18 protein-coding genes and 1 rRNA gene are annotated in these 15989 nt (G+C 61.9%); 12 read left to right on the plus strand and 7 right to left on the minus strand.

Annotated features, from left to right (window positions below; translation table 11 throughout):
* Positions 1-104: ribosomal RNA gene (gene rrf, locus G7Y52_RS00745) — 5S ribosomal RNA — on the plus strand; the annotation flags it as partial.
* A 106-nt stretch (positions 105-210) separates the two neighbouring features.
* Here rrf and G7Y52_RS00750 read toward each other — a convergent pair.
* On the minus strand, positions 211-1332 hold the full coding sequence (locus G7Y52_RS00750; RefSeq protein WP_165064566.1) for a KamA family radical SAM protein: 1122 nt from the start codon (positions 1330-1332) through the stop codon (positions 211-213).
* A gap of 381 nt (positions 1333-1713) precedes the next feature.
* Between G7Y52_RS00750 and G7Y52_RS00755 the strand changes: the two genes are divergently transcribed.
* The 11 genes from G7Y52_RS00755 (at position 1714) to G7Y52_RS00805 (ending at position 10490) form a co-directional block, all read left to right on the plus strand.
* A complete protein-coding gene (locus G7Y52_RS00755; protein ID WP_165064569.1) occupies positions 1714-2508 on the plus strand; it encodes a flagellar hook-basal body protein in 795 nt (264 codons plus the stop codon).
* A 144-nt stretch (positions 2509-2652) separates the two neighbouring features.
* Positions 2653-3438, plus strand: a complete 786-nt coding sequence (gene flgG / locus G7Y52_RS00760; protein ID WP_165064572.1) for a flagellar basal-body rod protein FlgG — start codon at positions 2653-2655, stop codon at positions 3436-3438.
* An 11-nt stretch (positions 3439-3449) separates the two neighbouring features.
* Positions 3450-4679 (plus strand): flagellar basal body P-ring formation chaperone FlgA, encoded by a 1230-nt coding sequence (gene flgA / locus G7Y52_RS00765; protein WP_241159546.1) that lies wholly within the window; start codon positions 3450-3452, stop codon positions 4677-4679.
* A 164-nt stretch (positions 4680-4843) separates the two neighbouring features.
* Positions 4844-5563 (plus strand): flagellar basal body L-ring protein FlgH, encoded by a 720-nt coding sequence (locus tag G7Y52_RS00770; RefSeq protein WP_165064578.1) that lies wholly within the window; start codon positions 4844-4846, stop codon positions 5561-5563.
* A gap of 197 nt (positions 5564-5760) precedes the next feature.
* Positions 5761-6558 (plus strand): aldolase/citrate lyase family protein, encoded by a 798-nt coding sequence (locus G7Y52_RS00775; protein WP_165064581.1) that lies wholly within the window; start codon positions 5761-5763, stop codon positions 6556-6558.
* Positions 6555-7469 carry an NAD(P)-dependent oxidoreductase gene (locus tag G7Y52_RS00780; protein WP_165064584.1) on the plus strand — a complete coding sequence of 305 codons (915 nt, stop codon included), beginning with the start codon at positions 6555-6557 and terminating at the stop codon, positions 7467-7469. The genes G7Y52_RS00775 and G7Y52_RS00780 overlap by 4 nt, the downstream gene beginning before the upstream one ends.
* A gap of 187 nt (positions 7470-7656) precedes the next feature.
* A complete protein-coding gene (locus G7Y52_RS00785; RefSeq protein WP_165064587.1) occupies positions 7657-8427 on the plus strand; it encodes a 3-deoxy-manno-octulosonate cytidylyltransferase in 771 nt (256 codons plus the stop codon).
* A complete protein-coding gene (locus tag G7Y52_RS00790) occupies positions 8428-9081 on the plus strand; it encodes an acyltransferase (protein WP_165064590.1) in 654 nt (217 codons plus the stop codon).
* Between the two features lie 107 nt (positions 9082-9188).
* On the plus strand, positions 9189-9824 hold the full coding sequence (locus G7Y52_RS00795; protein ID WP_165064593.1) for an HAD family hydrolase: 636 nt from the start codon (positions 9189-9191) through the stop codon (positions 9822-9824).
* A 12-nt stretch (positions 9825-9836) separates the two neighbouring features.
* Positions 9837-10001, plus strand: coding sequence for a hypothetical protein (locus tag G7Y52_RS00800; protein ID WP_165064596.1), 165 nt, complete (start codon positions 9837-9839; stop codon positions 9999-10001).
* A 78-nt stretch (positions 10002-10079) separates the two neighbouring features.
* A complete protein-coding gene (locus G7Y52_RS00805) occupies positions 10080-10490 on the plus strand; it encodes a (deoxy)nucleoside triphosphate pyrophosphohydrolase (RefSeq protein WP_165064599.1) in 411 nt (136 codons plus the stop codon).
* 83 nt (positions 10491-10573) lie between these two features.
* On the opposite strand, the gene thiF is transcribed toward G7Y52_RS00805, so the two are convergent.
* From thiF to G7Y52_RS00835, 6 genes are all read right to left on the minus strand, one after another.
* A complete protein-coding gene (gene thiF / locus G7Y52_RS00810) occupies positions 10574-11227 on the minus strand; it encodes a sulfur carrier protein ThiS adenylyltransferase ThiF (protein WP_165064602.1) in 654 nt (217 codons plus the stop codon).
* 53 nt (positions 11228-11280) lie between these two features.
* Entirely contained in the window at positions 11281-12396 is a 1116-nt protein-coding gene (thiH, locus tag G7Y52_RS00815) for a 2-iminoacetate synthase ThiH (RefSeq protein WP_165064605.1), read from the minus strand.
* A 5-nt stretch (positions 12397-12401) separates the two neighbouring features.
* Complete coding sequence (locus G7Y52_RS00820) at positions 12402-12632, minus strand: hypothetical protein (RefSeq protein WP_165064608.1); 231 nt, start codon at positions 12630-12632, stop codon at positions 12402-12404.
* A 171-nt stretch (positions 12633-12803) separates the two neighbouring features.
* Complete coding sequence (locus tag G7Y52_RS00825) at positions 12804-13574, minus strand: thiazole synthase (protein WP_206215155.1); 771 nt, start codon at positions 13572-13574, stop codon at positions 12804-12806.
* Positions 13575-13778: 204 nt separating this feature from the next.
* Positions 13779-13979: a sulfur carrier protein ThiS gene (gene thiS / locus G7Y52_RS00830; protein WP_165064611.1), complete on the minus strand. Its 201-nt coding sequence runs from the start codon at positions 13977-13979 to the stop codon at positions 13779-13781.
* Between the two features lie 281 nt (positions 13980-14260).
* Positions 14261-15811, minus strand: a complete 1551-nt coding sequence (locus G7Y52_RS00835) for a lipopolysaccharide biosynthesis protein (protein WP_165064614.1) — start codon at positions 15809-15811, stop codon at positions 14261-14263.
* Positions 15812-15989: the final 178 nt, after the last annotated feature.

Consider the following 15989-nt stretch of genomic DNA (forward strand, 5'->3'; position numbering starts at 1 on the left):
TGGAGGAGAGGGTACACCCGATCCCATCCCGAACTCGGCAGTTAAGCTCTCCATCGCCGATGATACTGCATATCTTCTTGCGGGAAAGTAGGCCGTTGCCAAAGATTGTTAGAAAGCCCCCGACGCCACCGGCGCGGGGGCTTTCTCGTTTGCCTCCGCCCCGGCCCGCCAAACCCCTCTCTCCCCCCACATGCCACGTCTGTCGCGCCGTCACGCGGCATGGAGATCCTCCCCGTGCAGCCAGCACTGCTCCGCTTGCAGTTTGACGAGGAACATGCGCCCCTGATCCTCGCGCGCTTTGGCCTGATGGTATTTGAAGAGCCAGCGTTCGTTGCCGGCCGGGCCAAGTATTTCTATCTTGCCTGTCTCATGCGACAGGACGTAGCGGAAAGCTTTGCCCAGGCCGTTTTGTGACTGCCTGGCCTGTTCCACCAGGGAGCACGCGCGGGCAATGGGGATCTGAAAGCGATTTTTCACGCCGGTCACAGGGCGGCATTGGAAGAGATAATAGGGCATTACGCCGACGCGGATCAGACGTCGCAGCAAGTCCCCCATGGTTTTTGCGTCATCATTGACCCCGCGCAGCAGCACGGTCTGATTGCGCACGATCAGGCCGCAGCGGTTGAGGGCCTCCAGAGCCCTGTGCGCCTCTTTGGTCATTTCCCTGGGATGGTTGAACTGGGTCACCACATACAGGCGTTTCCTGCGCCCATATTCACTGAGCATCTGCAGCAGTTGCCGGTCCTCATAGATGCGCATGGGCAGGACCACGGGCGTGCGGGTGCAGATTCTGACGGCGTCCAGATGCTCCATGCCGCAGAGCGCTTCCAGGTATCCCCTGAGAACAGCCGCAGGCGTGAGCAGGGCGTCCCCGCCGGAGAGCAGCACATTGTTGATTTCCGTGTGTTGCCGGATATAGTCCAGAATTTTGTCGCACGCGCCCGGGGCTTGCCGGCCTTTTTGTTCCTCAAGGCCTACCATGCGTTTGCGGAAACAATGGCGGCAGTACATGGCGCAGGCGCTGGTCGTGAGAATCAGCGCCGTCTGGCGGTATTTATGCTGGAGGCCGTCCAGAATCGTGTTGGCGCTCTCGCCGCTGGTATCAAAGCGGCCGTCGGGATCCCATTCCTCACGGTCCGGCACGCACATTTTTCTGATTGGATCGTGCGGATCGGTCGGGTCCACAAGGGACAGATAATAGGGCGGAATAGAGAACGGAAAACGCCTGGCAATTTTTTCCAGATCCCGCACATGCGCAGCATCCAGCGCAAGAGGTTCCCGCAGATCCCGGACTTGCGCAAGATTTTTTTGCAAGAGGCTTTTCAGCGGCATAAAAAATCTCCTTTTCATCTATTCAGATCAAGATAACACGATTACCTGATTCAGGGAAAGATTTTTTTCTTTCTTTCAGTGAAGATAAGATGAAAAAATTATGATTGTATAATCAGGAAAAATGTATCTGAAAAATGTATTCATATAATTTTTTACTATAAATATTAATTTTGAAATATAATTTTTTATAAGTGTATTTAAAAAAAACTGCACAATAGTACATATATGATGCTATCTGCTATGGTTTTTTGTGAACTGCTTGCGGTCTGATTGTGACATGCCTGGCCCGCTCTTTGCATATTTCCCGGCAAAGGCCTGTACGGTCCGGGGCAGGGGCTTTGCGCCGGTTTTGCCCCCGGGCCGCGGAAAAAGGAGCTTACCATGCAAGACGCCATGTTCAGCGGGCTCTTCGGCGCGCTGACCACTGAACACCGTATGAATTTCATTGCCAATAATTTGGCGAACGTGAATACCCACGGCTACAAGCGCGACACGCTCGCGTTCAAGGACACTATGGCTTACTACGCGCACGATGAAATCCGCGAGCCGCTCATGAATCTGCGCTCCGAGCCGCTTTTCCCGGAGCCAAAGAACATGGCGCGGGCGCGCGTCGCGGTATCCCGCATAGATTTTTCCCAGGGTTCCATGCAATTCACCGGCGACCCGCTGGATGTGGCCATCTGCGGCGAGAACGCCTTTTTCCGGGTGGCCACGCCTACGGGCGACTATTTGACGCGCAATGGCCATTTTCTGCTTTCCGAGGACGGTACGGTGATGACGCCCCAGGGTTTTGCCTTGCAGGGCGTGGGCGGCAACATCGTCATCCCGCCGGGGACGCGCAACGTGCAGATCAGTGGCGACGGCCAGGTGATAGCCGACGGCGTGGCGGTCAACCGGATTGCCTTGTTCAGCGTGGATGAGCCCCAGAATCTGGAAAAGATGGGTCATAATCTTTTCCGGCCGCGCGAAAACACGCAGGTTGCCGAAGACGACGCCTATCTGGCCGGGGCGCGCGTGGAGCAGGGTTTTACCGAGGCGGCCAATGTGGAAGTGGTTTCCGAGATGGTCAATATGATTGAAGTGCAACGCCAGTTCGAGGCCTATCAGAAGGTCATGCAGACGTCGGACACGCTGGATCGCGCGGCCAATGAAAAAATAGGCCGCCGTCAGGGCTAGGGCGTTTTGCTCATGAAAACAGTTCAACGCTCTGGCAGGGCGAAGCCATGCCCGCCCGCGTCAGCCGTTGGCGGCTGTGCCCCGGCAAACCCGCCGGGTCCGGGAAAAGGCGCGCAACCCGGTCGGATATGAGGAGATTTTCCCATGATGCGTTCTCTGTACACGGGCGCCACCGGCATGGTGGCCCAGCAGCTCAACATTGATGTCATTTCCAATAACCTGGCCAACGTCAACACCACGGGCTTCAAAAAAAGCCGGGCCGAGTTTGAGGATCTGATGTATCAGACCATGAAAATCGCCGGTTCCATTACCGACGGCGACAACCGCCTGCCTGTGGGCATTCAGGTCGGCATGGGCGTGCGGCCCACCGCCGTGCACAAGTTCTTTACCCAGGGCGATTTTCAGAATACCGGCAACACCCTGGACGTGGCCATTGAGGGCGACGGCTTTTTTCAGGTGGATGTCAACGGCGAGCTTATGTACACCCGCGCCGGCTCCTTCAAGCTGAATCAGGACGGCACGGTGGTCACGGCCAACGGCTACATCCTGCAGCCGGAGTTTGCCGTGCCCCCGGAAACCAAGAACATTGCCATTTCCTCCTCAGGGCATATTGCGGCCCTGGACGCCCAGGGGCAGGAAATCGCGGGCGCGGACATACCTTTGTATACCTTCATCAATCCGGCGGGCCTGGATGCCCGCGGCCGCAACCTTTACACGCCTACCGAAGCTTCGGGCGCGGAAACCGAAGGCGTGCCCGGCACGGACAACGTGGGCACTCTGGCCCAGGGCTTTTTGGAAATGTCCAATGTGGAAGTGGTGGATGAGATGGTCAATATGATCGTGGGCCAGCGCGCCTATGAAGTGAACTCCAAGTCCATTCAGACCTCGGACTCCATGTTGGGCATCGCTGTGCAGCTCAAGCGCAGCTGATGAGGCTTGCCATGATTTTCCGCCGCGTTGACACCTGCCGCGGGTTCTGGGCGGCCTTGGCGCTCTGTCTGGCTCTGCTGCCGGTCTGGGCCTGGATTTCAGGATCGGTCCCGGCGTGTGCCGCGGCGCAGGGCGGCGTGCCGCAGGCCGTCTGGCAGGACACTGATCGCAACCACCGCCGTTCCCCGGCCCAGATCAAAACGCAATTGCGGTCGCCGCAGGTTCGCGCCGCCCAATTGCCCCTTGCCCCTGAAGCACAGGCGCAGCGCGCCGCCAAAACCAGGGACCTGCTCGCGGCCAATGCAGTGCCGCTGGCCCGCGAGGGGCAGGTGGAAATGCTCGGCCAGGGCGACTGGCGGCTCAAAGTGGCCGCGGCAGCCGTGACCAGCGGCGATATGGTCCTGTTGGGCGACATCGCAAGCCCCTTGGGGCAGATCGACCCGGCGCTCTGGGCGGATCTCAAAGCCCGGCGGCTCTGGCCCGCGCCGCCGCAAGAAGGCAAGCCTTTACAGGTGAATCGTTCCCGGCTTTCCCAGGCCCTGCGCCAGAGTCTCGGCCCGGAGCTCGCCGCGCGCTGCATTCTGCCCACCTCGCTGGTGATCCAGCGCGGCGGCCTGGTGATCAGAGAGGATGATTTGCGCGCCTATGTTGTCAAAAGCCTGACTCCACAACTGGCCGTCATGCCCGGCGAAGCGGAATTGAACGAGTTCAGACTGCCGGAATATATTTTTCTGGCCCATCCGCAGCAGCGCGTGCAACTGGAGCCCGGCAAACTGAGCCCTGGCCGCGTGGCCCTGCGCTTTGTCGTGCAGGAGGCCGACGGCACAGTGCTGCGCCGGGTGGCGGGTACGGTCAATCTGACACTCTGGATCACGACAGCCGCGGCCGCCCGACCCCTGAACAAGGGTGACGCGCTGACGCCCCAGGCCGTAACCTTCATGCGGATCAACGCAAGTCAGTTGCGGGATCTGCCGTGGGACGGCCACGGCGGCCCCTGGCAGGTGACGCGCAGCCTGATGGCGGGCGAACCCATTTTACAAAGCGATCTTGCCAGTCAGCTTATGGTCCGGCGCGGCGAGGTAGTGACCCTGCGGTACGCGCGCGGCAATGTGAGAATGACGACCCAGGCCGAAGCCCTGGCCGACGGCGAGCCCGGCGCCACCATTCCGGTGCGGAATTTGCAAACGAAAAAGCAGGTCTACGCCACCGTCAAAGACGGCAATACCGTGGAGATACGCTAGAGCCCGCGCCGAATGAGCGTCCAAACCGCATTTTTGCGCGAAATGATGGCGGCGAAGTGATTGAAAATGAATATTTTCAATCAAAAAATGCTCTAATGTCGGGAGCTTTCCCGGCGCAGTGGGCGGGCGTTGCAGAAACGCAAGGCCCGGGAGGAGAAGAGAATATGGAAACACGCCGGATTGTTGCAGTCCTGGGACTGGCTTTTTTACTCTGCGCCGGTTGCGGCGGCGGCGCGCACAAGCGCCCGGCATTGCAGACCCCTGTCACGCCGCCCCAGGAATATCGCCAGGAAACCAGCGGGCCGGACAATCCGGGCTCCCTGTTCGCTGCCAGCGAGGAGGAACCGCTGTTTTCCGACAGCCGCGCCCGCCGCGTGGGCGATATTGTGGTGGTCAAGCTGGTGGAAAACACCAAGGCCCAGAACAAGGCCGAAACCACGGCTGACAAGGACAGCTCCAATGACTACCAGGTCAACGCCATGCTCGGCAAAAGCCGATCCGGCTTTCTGCCGCTGGTGGGCGTGGGGCCGGAGGCCCAGATCGGCATGCCCGCGCTGAGCACCACCTCGGTCAGCGATCTTACGGCCACGGGCAAGACCAAGCGTGAAAACTACGTCACCACCTCTCTGGCCGCGCGCGTGTTGCGCGTGCTGCCCGGCGGGCTGTTGCAGATCGAGGGCGCGCGCGAGATCCGGGTTAATGAGGAAACCGAATACATGGTTGTGCGGGGCATGATCCGCGCCAAGGATGTGGACGCGGAAAACAGCATCCTTTCCACCCAGATTGCGGACGCAAGCATTGAATATTACGGCCGCGGCGTGCTGGCCGACAAGCAGAAGCCGGGCTGGTTCACCCGACTCATGGACAATATCTGGCCTTTCTAGGGCCCTGAATCATACATTCATCTGCCCTTCAAGGCACAGCCGCACTTCGCTCCCACGGATGCTGTCGCATCGCCGCCAGGGCTGCCGCAGAAGATGCGGCAGCCCTGCGCGACTCCCCCCGGCATATTGCGCCCCGGACAGGCACGCGCTATGGTGGTTCGTTCCTGACATCAGCCCGCGGCGGCAAGCCGTTTCCTATGACAGTACATGACATTCGCGCGCTTCTGGCCTGCGACAAGCCCACGGTGGGCACCTGGCTGCAACTGCCCTCAACCGACGTGGCCGAGCTCATGGCCCGCGCCGGGTATGACTGGGTGGCCGTGGACATGGAGCACGGCTCCTTTGGCTGCGCCGGCCTCCCGGACATCTTCAGGGCCATTGAGTGCGGCGGCGCCGCGCCTTTCGCCCGTCTGCCCGAGGCCGCCAAAAGCTGGATCAAGTCCGCTCTGGAAGCCGGGGCCCAGGGGCTGATCTTTCCCATGATCGAAAGCAGGGCGCAGCTTGATCAAGCCATTGACTGGGCCATATATCCGGGGCAGGACCACTGGCGCGCAGCCGGTGAAACCGCCGCGGAATACCGGGGCGTGGGCTATTGCCGGGCCAACGTCTTTGGCAAGAACTTTGAAGCCTACCGGCAGGAGCGCGCGCCCGAGCTTTTTCTGGTGGCCCAGATTGAGCACATCCGGGCCGTGGACAATCTGGACGCCATTCTGGCGCATCCCCGCCTGGATGCCATCATGGTGGGGCCTTATGATCTTTCGGGCAGCATGGGGCTGACGGCGCAGTTCGAGCATCCTGACTTCAGGGCGGTCATGGATCGCATCCAGGCGGCCTGCAAGCGCCGCAACGCGCGCATGGGCCTGCATATCGTGCAGCCCGACCCGGCGGAACTGGCCCGGCAGGTGGCGGCGGGCAGCCGCTTCATCGCCTACGGCATTGATTCGGTATTTCTGTGGCAAGGGGCCGAGCGGCCCGACAGGGAGAAAGCACTGTGAAAATCACTGTCTTCGGCGGTTCCGGCTTTCTGGGCTCGCATATCTGCGATAAGCTCTCCGAGGCAGGCCATGCGGTGACCATTGTGGATCTGCATGCCTCGCCCTGGCTGCGCCCGGGCCAGACCATGCTCACGGGCGACATTCTGGACGAGGAGACTGTGCGCGCGGCCGTGCAGGGCGCGGATATGGTCTTCAACTATGCGGGCATCGCGGATATCGGGGAGGCCAACAACCGCCCGGTGGACACGGCCCGGATCAATGTTCTGGGCAATGTGATGATCCTGGAGGCCTGCCGGAGGGAAGCTGTCCGGCGCTACGTTTTCGCCTCTTCTCTCTATGTTTACGGCAAATCCGGCGGTTTTTACCGTTGCAGCAAACAGGCCTGCGAAATTTATATTGAAAACTACCAGGCCGCGCACGGCCTGCCCTACACGATTCTGCGCTACGGCTCGCTCTACGGGCCGCGCGCGGACACGCGCAACGCCATCCACCGCTTTGTGCACGAAGCCCTGACCACGGGCGCGATTACCTATTACGGCGCGCCCACGGCCCTGCGCGAATATGTGCATGTGGATGACGCCTCCACGGCTACCCTGGCCGTGCTGGCTCCGGAATTTGAAAACCAGAATATCATCATTTCCGGCAACCAGCCCATGCGCGTGGGGGATCTGTTCAAAATGATCGGCGAAATGCTGGGCAAAGAGCTGACCGTCAAGTATCAGAATGATCCGAACAGCGGGCATTATCAGATTACGCCCTACGCCTTCATGCCCAAGATGGGCCGCAAGCTGGTCCCGCCGCTGACCGTGGACCTGGGGCAGGGCATCCTGCGGGTCATGGAGGAGGAGCACAAACGCCTGCATCCGGAATTGCAGGCCGAGGGGGGGTATCTGGTTGCCACGGACGATTAGAGCATTTTCTGATTGAAAATGGATATTTTCAATCAAAAAATGCTCTCGTGAGCCGGAAAAGGCGGGTATCGTCGCTGCCGCCATGCCCGGGATCGGCTCCGGCTTCCCGCAGCGCCGCCGAGCATGGCCGGCGTTTCGTTTTCCCATGATTTTTTTCATCGCGATCCTGCAGAAAGGAGCTCTTGTCATGAATATCATTGCCATCATTCCCGCGCGCATGGGTTCCAGCCGGTATCCCGGCAAGCCGCTCGCGCTGATCCACAATGTGCCCATGGTCGGGCATGTGGCCTTTCGCACGGCCATGAGCAAAACCCTCTCCGCCACCTATGTGGCCACCTGCGACGCCATCATCGAAAATTATTGCAGGGATGCGGGGCTCAAATGCGTCATGACCGGCGATCACCATGTGCGCTGCTCCACGCGCACGGCCGAGGCCCTGCTCAAGATCGAAGCCGAAACGGGCCGGAAGGCCGACATCGTGGTCATGGTCCAGGGCGACGAGCCCATGGTCACCCCGGACATGATCGACGCTGCCGTGGCGCCCATGCTCAAGGAGCCCGCCATCAACGTGGTCAATCTGATGGCCGAGATGGATACCCTGGAGGAATTTGAAGATCCCAACGAGGTCAAGGTGGTGGTGGATCGCCACAATAACGCCCTCTATTTTTCCCGCGAACCCATTCCCTCGCGCAAAAAGGGTTCGGACAAGGTGCCCATGCGCAAGCAGGTCTGCGTCATCCCTTTCCGCCGCGACTATCTGCTGCGCTTCAATGAGATGGAAGAAAGCCCCCTGGAAATTTACGAGTCCGTGGACATGATGCGCATTCTGGAATACGGCGACAAAGTGCGCATGGTGCCCACGGATGGCCGCACCTGGAGCGTGGACACGCCCGAGGATCTGGCGCGCGTGACCCGGCTCATGGAAGGCGACGCCCTGATGCGGGAGTACGGCAAGTAGATGGCCGGGCCCGGCCCTTCCGCCCCCGCGGGGCGCGCAGATTCTCCGGGCACGCCGGGCCGCCGCGCCCGGCTGGGGGCTGCTCTGGAAGAGCTCTGGATTGCGCTCTTCGCCTGGGTGCCCACGCCTGTGGGGCTGCTGCTGCGTCTGGCGGCCTGGCGCTGGCTGTTCGCCCGCTGCGGTTCCGTGCGCTTCGGCACCGGGCTCACCCTTATGGGCTGCCGGAACATGGAGCTCGGCAACGGCGTGCGCCTGGGCCGCGGCTCGTTTGTGACCGCCAATGACGGCAGGCTGGTCCTGGGCGACAATGTGGCGCTTTCCCCCTGCGCGCATCTGGGGGCCGACGCCGGGCGCATTGAAATCGGGGCTCACACGGCCATCGGGCCAGGCACGGTGATCCGCGCCGCCAACCATCGTTTCGAGCGGCAGGATCTGCCGATCATGCGCCAGGGGCATCAGCCGGGGCAGGTGATTATTGAGGAAGATGTCTGGATCGGCGCCAACTGCGTGATCACCCCTGACGTGCGCATCGGGCGCGGGGCCGTGGTGGGCGCGGGCGCGGTGGTCACGCGCAATGTGGCTCCCTTCAGCATTGTGGGCGGGGTTCCGGCCAGGCTGATCGGGCGGCGCGGGCAGGGTATGAGCGCCGTATAGGGTCTGCTTCCCGCCGGGTGGCATTGCCGCGAACCACCTCAGCCACCATGTTTTTCCCCGGCGGCGCTTCATCCACCCTCCACGCTTTTCAAGGGATGAGCAAAAAAATGGCATTGCAATGTCTGGTTTTTGACTGCGACGGCGTGATTTTGGACAGCGTGCCCGTCAAGACGCGCGCCTTTGCCCGGCTGGCCCAGCCTTTCGGCGACGAGGCGCGGGATCGCTTTGTCATGTATCATACCGTGCATGGCGGCGTCAGCCGTTATAAAAAGTTCCAGTGGTTTTTCCGCGAAGTGCTGGGCCGCGAGATCAGCGCCGAGGAATCCGCGGACTGGGGCCGCCGTTTTGCGGAATACGCCCTGGACGAAGTGCGCCGCTGCCCGCTGATCCCGGGCGTGGCGGATGTGCTGGAGACCTGGCGCGGCAGGCTGCCGCTCTATGTCTGTTCCGGCGCGCCCGCCGAAGAGTTGCGCATGGTGCTGCGCGAGCGCGGGCTTGAGCGGTATTTTACGGGCATTTACGGCTCGCCGCCTGCCAAGGCGCTGTTGCTGGCCGAAATTGTGCGTGTGGCCGGCGTGCTGCCCGAGCACGTCCTGATGGTGGGCGACGCCGTGACGGATCGCGACGCCGCGGAAAGCGTGGGCACGCTCTTTTACGGCGTGGGCGCTGAACTCAAGGGCGGCGATTTTCCCTGGGGCGCGGATCTCGCAGGCTTGAGCACATGGATTGCCGCCCGGGTTTAGAGCGTTTTGCTAATGAAATTAGAGCATTTTCACTTTGAAAATGCTCTGCTGACGCGAAAGCGGCAGCCGCCGCAACGCGGCGTACATTCAGGCGAAAACCGCGTTTTTCGCCTGAATGCCACCTTTGACTTTCATAAAAAGTCAAAGGTAATCTGCTCTAGAGCGGTTTGCTGTTGAAAACGGCAACCGCTCTGGCCCCACGCGGGATCTGCGAGCTGAAAACAGCAACGATTCGCTGAGACGGCGGAGAGCACTATGCGGGATATAGAAGTGGCGGCCGGGATTATCTGGCGGAACGGGCGCTTTCTGGCGGCGCAGCGCCCCACGGACAAACCTTTGGAAGGCTATTGGGAGTTTCCCGGCGGCAAGCTGGAAGGCGGCGAGAGCCCGGCTGAGGCGCTCGCCCGTGAACTGGCCGAAGAGCTGGGCATTGGCGTGCGCAAGGCCGCATTCTGGCAAAGCCTGAGCCATAGCTATGCGGAGCGCGGCTTTCGGGTGCGCCTGCACTTTTTCCATGTCACGGCCTTTACTGGGGAGCCCTGCCCCGAGGAAGGCCAGAACCTGCGCTGGATCAGCCCTGCCGAGGCTGCTCACCTGCCTTTTTTGCCCGCGGACGCGGGAGTGCTGGCGCAGTTGCCGCCCCGGGGGCCGGGCACGGCGGAATAACCGGAGCGCGGCGGATGGAAAAAAATGCCCTGGTGGCGCCGGTCGTGAAATGGGCCGGTGGAAAACGGCAACTGCTGGGCGCATTACAGCCTTTGCTGCCCCGGCGCATTACCTGCCAGAGCATTTTCAAAGTGAAAATGCTCTAAGATAAATTCCAGCACTGCGTCGGCCAGCAGGGCCGCGGCCTGGGTGACGCGCGGGGCCAGGGGCGGGGCTGTCAGCACGTCCGTGCTGAAATCCCCCACCAGAGTCAATGGTCCCAGGCGGCGTTTTTGCATGGGCGGACCGCCGTAGCCGCCCATGCCCGAGGCGCTGGCCACCAGGCGTCCGCTCAGGAGGGCCCGCTCCACGAGCATGGTTTTGGCTTCCGGATCGTCCAGGGCCTCCAGCCAGATGGGACAGGCCGGCAGAATTTCCGGCAGATTGTCGGGGGTCAGGCGCAGTTGGCGCGTGTCCAGCCGTATGTCCGGATTGAGCTCCCGCAGCAGATCGGCCAGGGCTTCGACCTTGGGTCTGCCCAGATGGCGCGGCCAGTAGTGCTGACGGTTCAGGTTGGAGGGCTCCACCACGTCGTCGTCCACCAGCAGCAGATGCTCCACGCCGCAGCGCGCCAGCATGAGCGCCGCGTTGGAGCCCAGACCGCCCGCTCCGGCCACGCCCACGCGCGCGGCTTGCAGCAGGGCCAGTTGTTCAGGCCTGAAATAGCGCCTCAGACCCTGGCGCAAACTGTTGCCCACGCGCGCTTTCCTCCTGCCTTTGCGTGTGAATCCCGCTGTTCTAGGCCGCTGTTCTATGCCGCCGGGTCCTCCCAGTCCTTGAGCACAGCCTGATAGCCGATGCCTGCCAGCGCGGCGGTCATTTCCGCCAGGCTGCGGCGATCGGAGATTTCAAACTGGCCGGGGTTGTGTTTGTCCTCCGTGGCCCTGCCGCCCACGGCGGTGGAGACCCCCGCGGAAACCCGCGTGACGCCGAGCGGCACCAGATGATTGCGCATGAAGGCGCTTTCGCGGCTGGAACAGGTGATGCCCGCGCGCGGCAGAAAGCAGCGCATGGCCGTGACGTATTGCACCAGATGCCGATCATCCACCGCATGCTGCACGTCAAAGTCGCCCTCGTGCGGGCAGATGCGCGGGATGGACACACTCACGTCCACGCCCGGGAAGTTGCGTTGCAGCCACCAGGCGTGCAGGCCCGTGGCAAAAGCGTCCTGCTCGAAGGATTCCAGGCCGAGCAGCGCGCCCAGGCCCAGGGAGCGCATACCCGCGGCCGCGGCGCGTTCCGGGGCATTGAGACGGAAGGCATAGTCGTGTTTGGGCCCCACGGGGTGCAGCCAGGCGTAGAGCTCGGGATTGTACGTTTCCTGAAACATGGTCATGCTGTCCACGCCCGCTTCCAGCAGCAGGGCATATTCCGCTTGCGTCAGAGAATAAACCTCAATGCCGATGGAGGCGAACAGGGGCTTGATCCGGCGCACCACCGAGGCAATGTACAGGGGCGAGGAGAGTTTGGGCGCGTCGCCCGTGAGCAGCAGGATGTGCTGAAAGCCCATGTCCGCAATGGCCTTGGCCTCGGCATAGGCTTCGTCCACGCTGAGATGGCGGCGGGGCTGCTTGTTTTTGGCATTGAAGCCGCAGTAGCGGCACTGATTGGTGCAGACGTCCGAAATGTACAGCGGGGTGAAGATGTTCACGGCCCGCCCGAAATAACGCAGCGTCAGCTCCCGGGCCTTGCGGGCCATGGCTTCCAGATGGGGCTGGGCCGCGGGCGAAAGCAGGGTCAGAAAGTCGGCAGGTTGCAGCACATCTTTTTCAAGCGTGGCGCAGACCTTGTCCGGGGTGGCCGCGGCCGTGCCTCGGGAACGGCGATCAGCGGGCCAGTTTTGCAAAAAATGCTGAAAATTTTCCATCTGAGCTATCCTTTAGAGCAGATTACCTTTGACTTTTTATGAAAGTCAAAGGTGGCATTCAGGCGAAAAACGCGGTTTTCGCCTGAATGTACGCCGCGTTGCGGCGGCTGCCGCTTTCGCGTCAGCAGAGCATTTTCAAAGTGAAAATGCTCTAGCGTTGGGCCGCAAGCAACAAATGAGGCTCTGTGCTTTCCGGCCGGCAGGGCAAGCCCTGCGACACAGGGACAAGACGCCAATGCAAACGGAGCAGGCGACGCAGCCCATCTCTGCCGCCGCGCGCTCTCCGCTTGTTCTTCTCCGAAAGTCGCAGGCTGCCGGGAACAGAAAGATCCTGTCCTTAGCGTATTTTTTTGATTGAAAATGGATATTTTCAATCAAAGAATGCTCTCATTCATGAGCAAAACGCCCTAGCGCAAAAATCCCGTGAGCGGCGAGGATGCTTCCGCGCCCGCGCCCCGGGCTTTGACGGCGCCCGCGCCGGCCAGCCAGGCATTGCGCCCGGCCTCCACGGCCTGCCTGAAGGCCCTGGCCATGCGCACAGGGTCTTCCGAAGAGGCAATGGCCGTATTCACCAGACAGGCCGCGGCGCCCATTTCCATGGCTTCACAGGCCTGCGAGGGGCGGCCGATGCCCGCATCAACCACCACAGGCAGATCCAGTTCCTCAATGAGAATGGCGATCATCTCTCTGGTGCGCAGGCCCCGGTTGGTGCCGATGGGCGCGCCAAGGGGCATGACCGCCGCGGCTCCGGCCTGCGCGCAGGCGCGGGCCACATACAGATCCGGATTGATGTAGGGCAGCACGATAAAGCCTTCCCCGGCCAGAATTTCCGTGGCTTTGGCGGTTTCGTAGCCGTCGGGCAGCAGATGGCGGGTATCGGAAATAACCTCGATCTTGATCCAGTCGCCGCAACCGGCGGCCCGGGCCAGCCGGGCCAGGCGCACGGCCTCGCCGGCAGTGCGCGCGCCCGATGTGTTGGGCAGCAGGCGCATGGTTTGAGGAATATGGCTCAGTATGCCCTGCTGGCCTTTTTCCACCCGGCGCATGGCCACGGTGATGACTTCCGCGCCGCTGGCCTCGGCCACTGCCGGGATCAGGCTGTCGGCGCTGTATTTGCCCGTACCGATGAACAGACGGCTTGCAAGGGTCACGCCGCCGACCACAAAGGGATCATTCATGCTGCTCTCCGCCAGAATTCTTTGAAACAGGGAAAGAAAAGAAACGCCGCGCCGCCGGAACCTCTGCCTTTTGCAATGCTGCGCGGCGTAAAGGCCGCGATCCGCCAAAATGGGATAGCCCGGCTGCCCCCGCGTCATTTGCTGACGTGCCGCGCCGAGGCGCGGGATTTGAGCCATGCGCCACGGAATTGCCCCGGCGCGGCGCTAGCCGCCGCCCACGAACTGCACAATCTCAATGACGTCGCCGCTGTGCAGTTGCGTGGCGGCAAAGGCGTCAGCGGGAATGATCCTCCCGTTGCATTCCACGACCACGGTCTTGGGGTCGTGGCCGCGCGCGCGCAGCAGATCCGCCAGGCTGGCGGCTTCGGCGCAGGTTTCGCTTTGGCCGTTGACGATCAGATGCATGTCAGACCTCCGACAACAAAAAGCCCGCTGAACCTGAACGGCTGCGGGCAAGCACAGACCCGCGCGGGCGGGCTGGTCAGCTTCCCTTCGTCAGCACTATCTGCGTCAGGTGCAGAACCGCGCGCGTGCGCGGTTCTAGGGGTCAGGGCGCTCACACCCTTTCTCAGCCATGATGGCTCCCCCAGCCGGATGCAAAAAGATAGTCCCGGCGAACAAAGAATGCAAGCGGCATCTGCGGCTTTGACAAAGCCCCGCGTTTGCCGCGCAAGCCCGCGCCCGGCTCAGGCTGCGCGCCCCCGGGATTTTTTCAGCCGGATGAAGAGTTCGCGCAATTCCCGGCGGGAAAGGCCGAGCATCCGGGGCACGGCCAGGCAGAGGCTCAGGCAGAGCAGGCTGTACAAGACGCCGGAAACAAGAAAGCGCCCTGCCGAATCCAAATCCCCGATGCCCAGTCTGATGGTCAGATCGCGGCAGGCGAAAGCCAGCAGGGCGAGCGCCGCAAGGCTCCAGATCTGGTGGGCGAGGTTGCGCCAGAAGCTCAGCGGCAGAAAACGCGAGGCCAGCCAGAGGTACAGATTGACGGTCAGGCATTGCACGCCCACGGTTTTCAGGGCCAGGCCCACAGCGCCCAGATTGAGGCCCAGGAACTCGCGCGGGGCCAGAAGAAACCAGGCCGCGGCAAAGCCGTAGACGCACTCCAGGGCCGCAATGTTGCGCAGCACGCGGGTGCGGCTTGTGGCGTGGAAGACCGAACCGGCCAACTGGCCGTAGGCCTGATGCAAGGGGTACAGGGCCATGATCTGCACGGGCAGGACGGCCGCCGCGAATTGCGCGCCGCCGAAGATGTTCACCAATGCCGGGGCTTCGGCCAGAGTGAAGCAGGAGAAGTAGGCCGCCACCACATAGAGCAGGGGCGCGAAGCGGGTCAGCAGCCGGGCCATGGTCTCGCGGTCGTTCCGGCCCCAGGCGATGGAAAGCTCACGCATGATCAGCGGGGTCATGGCCGAGACGAAGAGAAAGCAGGCCATGCTGACTTTTTGGGACAGGGCGAAAAAACCCTGTTCCGCGCTGCCGTCAAACCATTGCAGCAGCCAGCGCTCGGCCGTGAGCAGAAGAAAGGAGAGCAGGGCCTGTACAAAGAGCGGGTGGCTGTAGTCAAAAAATTCCCGGCAGTAGGCGCGGCTTTGCGTACCGCTTATGTGCAGGCGCAGCGCCTGGTCGCGCTCGCGCCAGTGGCGGCGCGTGACCAGCCAGTAGCCCAGGGCCGTGGCTCCGAGCATGAAATATTGCTGCGCGAAGAGTGTATGGATGTTCAGTTGATCCGACCAGAACAGCCCGGCCAGCAGGACCACGGCCAAAAGCGAGATCAGGGTGCGCGCCATTTCCGAGGGCACAGTGGCTCCCACGGCGTCGTTCATGGAGCGCAGCACCCGCCCCCACCAGGTCAGAAAGGCCCAGAGCGCGGCCAGAGGCGCGAGCCAGAGCGGCACGTCGGGCATGAGCAGGCCGCCCATTGCGGGGATCAGCATACACAAGGCGGCCAGCAGGCTGATCAGGGCCACCAGCAGACTGACCCGGAAGTAAAAGCCGATCAGCCCGCTTTCGTTCTGGCGGCGCGACAGGGCATTGTAAAAGCAGGTGGAGGTGCCCATGTCCAGAAAGCCGGAAAGCTGCTGGAAAAGATTGGTGGCAAAGCTGTAATTGCCATACATGCGCGGGCCCAGAGCGCGCGGCAGAATGGCTTCCATGACCAGATACACCGGAACGGAAGCCATATTGGCCAGCAGCTTGAACATATAGCGGCGGGCCAGGGTGGGAGTTGGGCCTTGCATGCGGGCAGCCTAGCGTAGTTCTGCCTTGCGCTCAAGCAGGCGGCGCTTGGGAGGGATTCGCCTTTGAGATGATTTCCGTAAAAAATTCATTGTACTTTTCCATGGTTGCAAAAGGAATTTCACTCTGAAAGCGAATCCTTCCCGTCCCGTGGCATGTTTACGGACGCAGACTTTTGCC

This window comes from Desulfovibrio sp. ZJ200 (assembly GCF_011039095.1).
In the GTDB taxonomy this organism is placed as follows: domain Bacteria; phylum Desulfobacterota; class Desulfovibrionia; order Desulfovibrionales; family Desulfovibrionaceae; genus Desulfovibrio.

Coding starts and splice junctions, on each gene's coding strand:
- G7Y52_RS00750 (WP_165064566.1), bottom strand. CDS start 1,332: ATGCCGCTGAAAAGCCTCTTGCAAAAAAATCTTGCGCAAGTCCGGGAT.
- G7Y52_RS00755 (WP_165064569.1), top strand. CDS start 1,714: ATGCAAGACGCCATGTTCAGCGGGCTCTTCGGCGCGCTGACCACTGAA.
- flgG (WP_165064572.1), top strand. CDS start 2,653: ATGATGCGTTCTCTGTACACGGGCGCCACCGGCATGGTGGCCCAGCAG.
- flgA (WP_241159546.1), top strand. CDS start 3,450: ATGATTTTCCGCCGCGTTGACACCTGCCGCGGGTTCTGGGCGGCCTTG.
- G7Y52_RS00770 (WP_165064578.1), top strand. CDS start 4,844: ATGGAAACACGCCGGATTGTTGCAGTCCTGGGACTGGCTTTTTTACTC.
- G7Y52_RS00775 (WP_165064581.1), top strand. CDS start 5,761: ATGACAGTACATGACATTCGCGCGCTTCTGGCCTGCGACAAGCCCACG.
- G7Y52_RS00785 (WP_165064587.1), top strand. CDS start 7,657: ATGAATATCATTGCCATCATTCCCGCGCGCATGGGTTCCAGCCGGTAT.
- G7Y52_RS00790 (WP_165064590.1), top strand. CDS start 8,428: ATGGCCGGGCCCGGCCCTTCCGCCCCCGCGGGGCGCGCAGATTCTCCG.
- G7Y52_RS00795 (WP_165064593.1), top strand. CDS start 9,189: ATGGCATTGCAATGTCTGGTTTTTGACTGCGACGGCGTGATTTTGGAC.
- G7Y52_RS00800 (WP_165064596.1), top strand. CDS start 9,837: ATGAAATTAGAGCATTTTCACTTTGAAAATGCTCTGCTGACGCGAAAG.
- G7Y52_RS00805 (WP_165064599.1), top strand. CDS start 10,080: ATGCGGGATATAGAAGTGGCGGCCGGGATTATCTGGCGGAACGGGCGC.
- thiH (WP_165064605.1), bottom strand. CDS start 12,396: ATGGAAAATTTTCAGCATTTTTTGCAAAACTGGCCCGCTGATCGCCGT.
- G7Y52_RS00825 (WP_206215155.1), bottom strand. CDS start 13,574: ATGAATGATCCCTTTGTGGTCGGCGGCGTGACCCTTGCAAGCCGTCTG.
- thiS (WP_165064611.1), bottom strand. CDS start 13,979: ATGCATCTGATCGTCAACGGCCAAAGCGAAACCTGCGCCGAAGCCGCC.
- G7Y52_RS00835 (WP_165064614.1), bottom strand. CDS start 15,811: ATGCAAGGCCCAACTCCCACCCTGGCCCGCCGCTATATGTTCAAGCTG.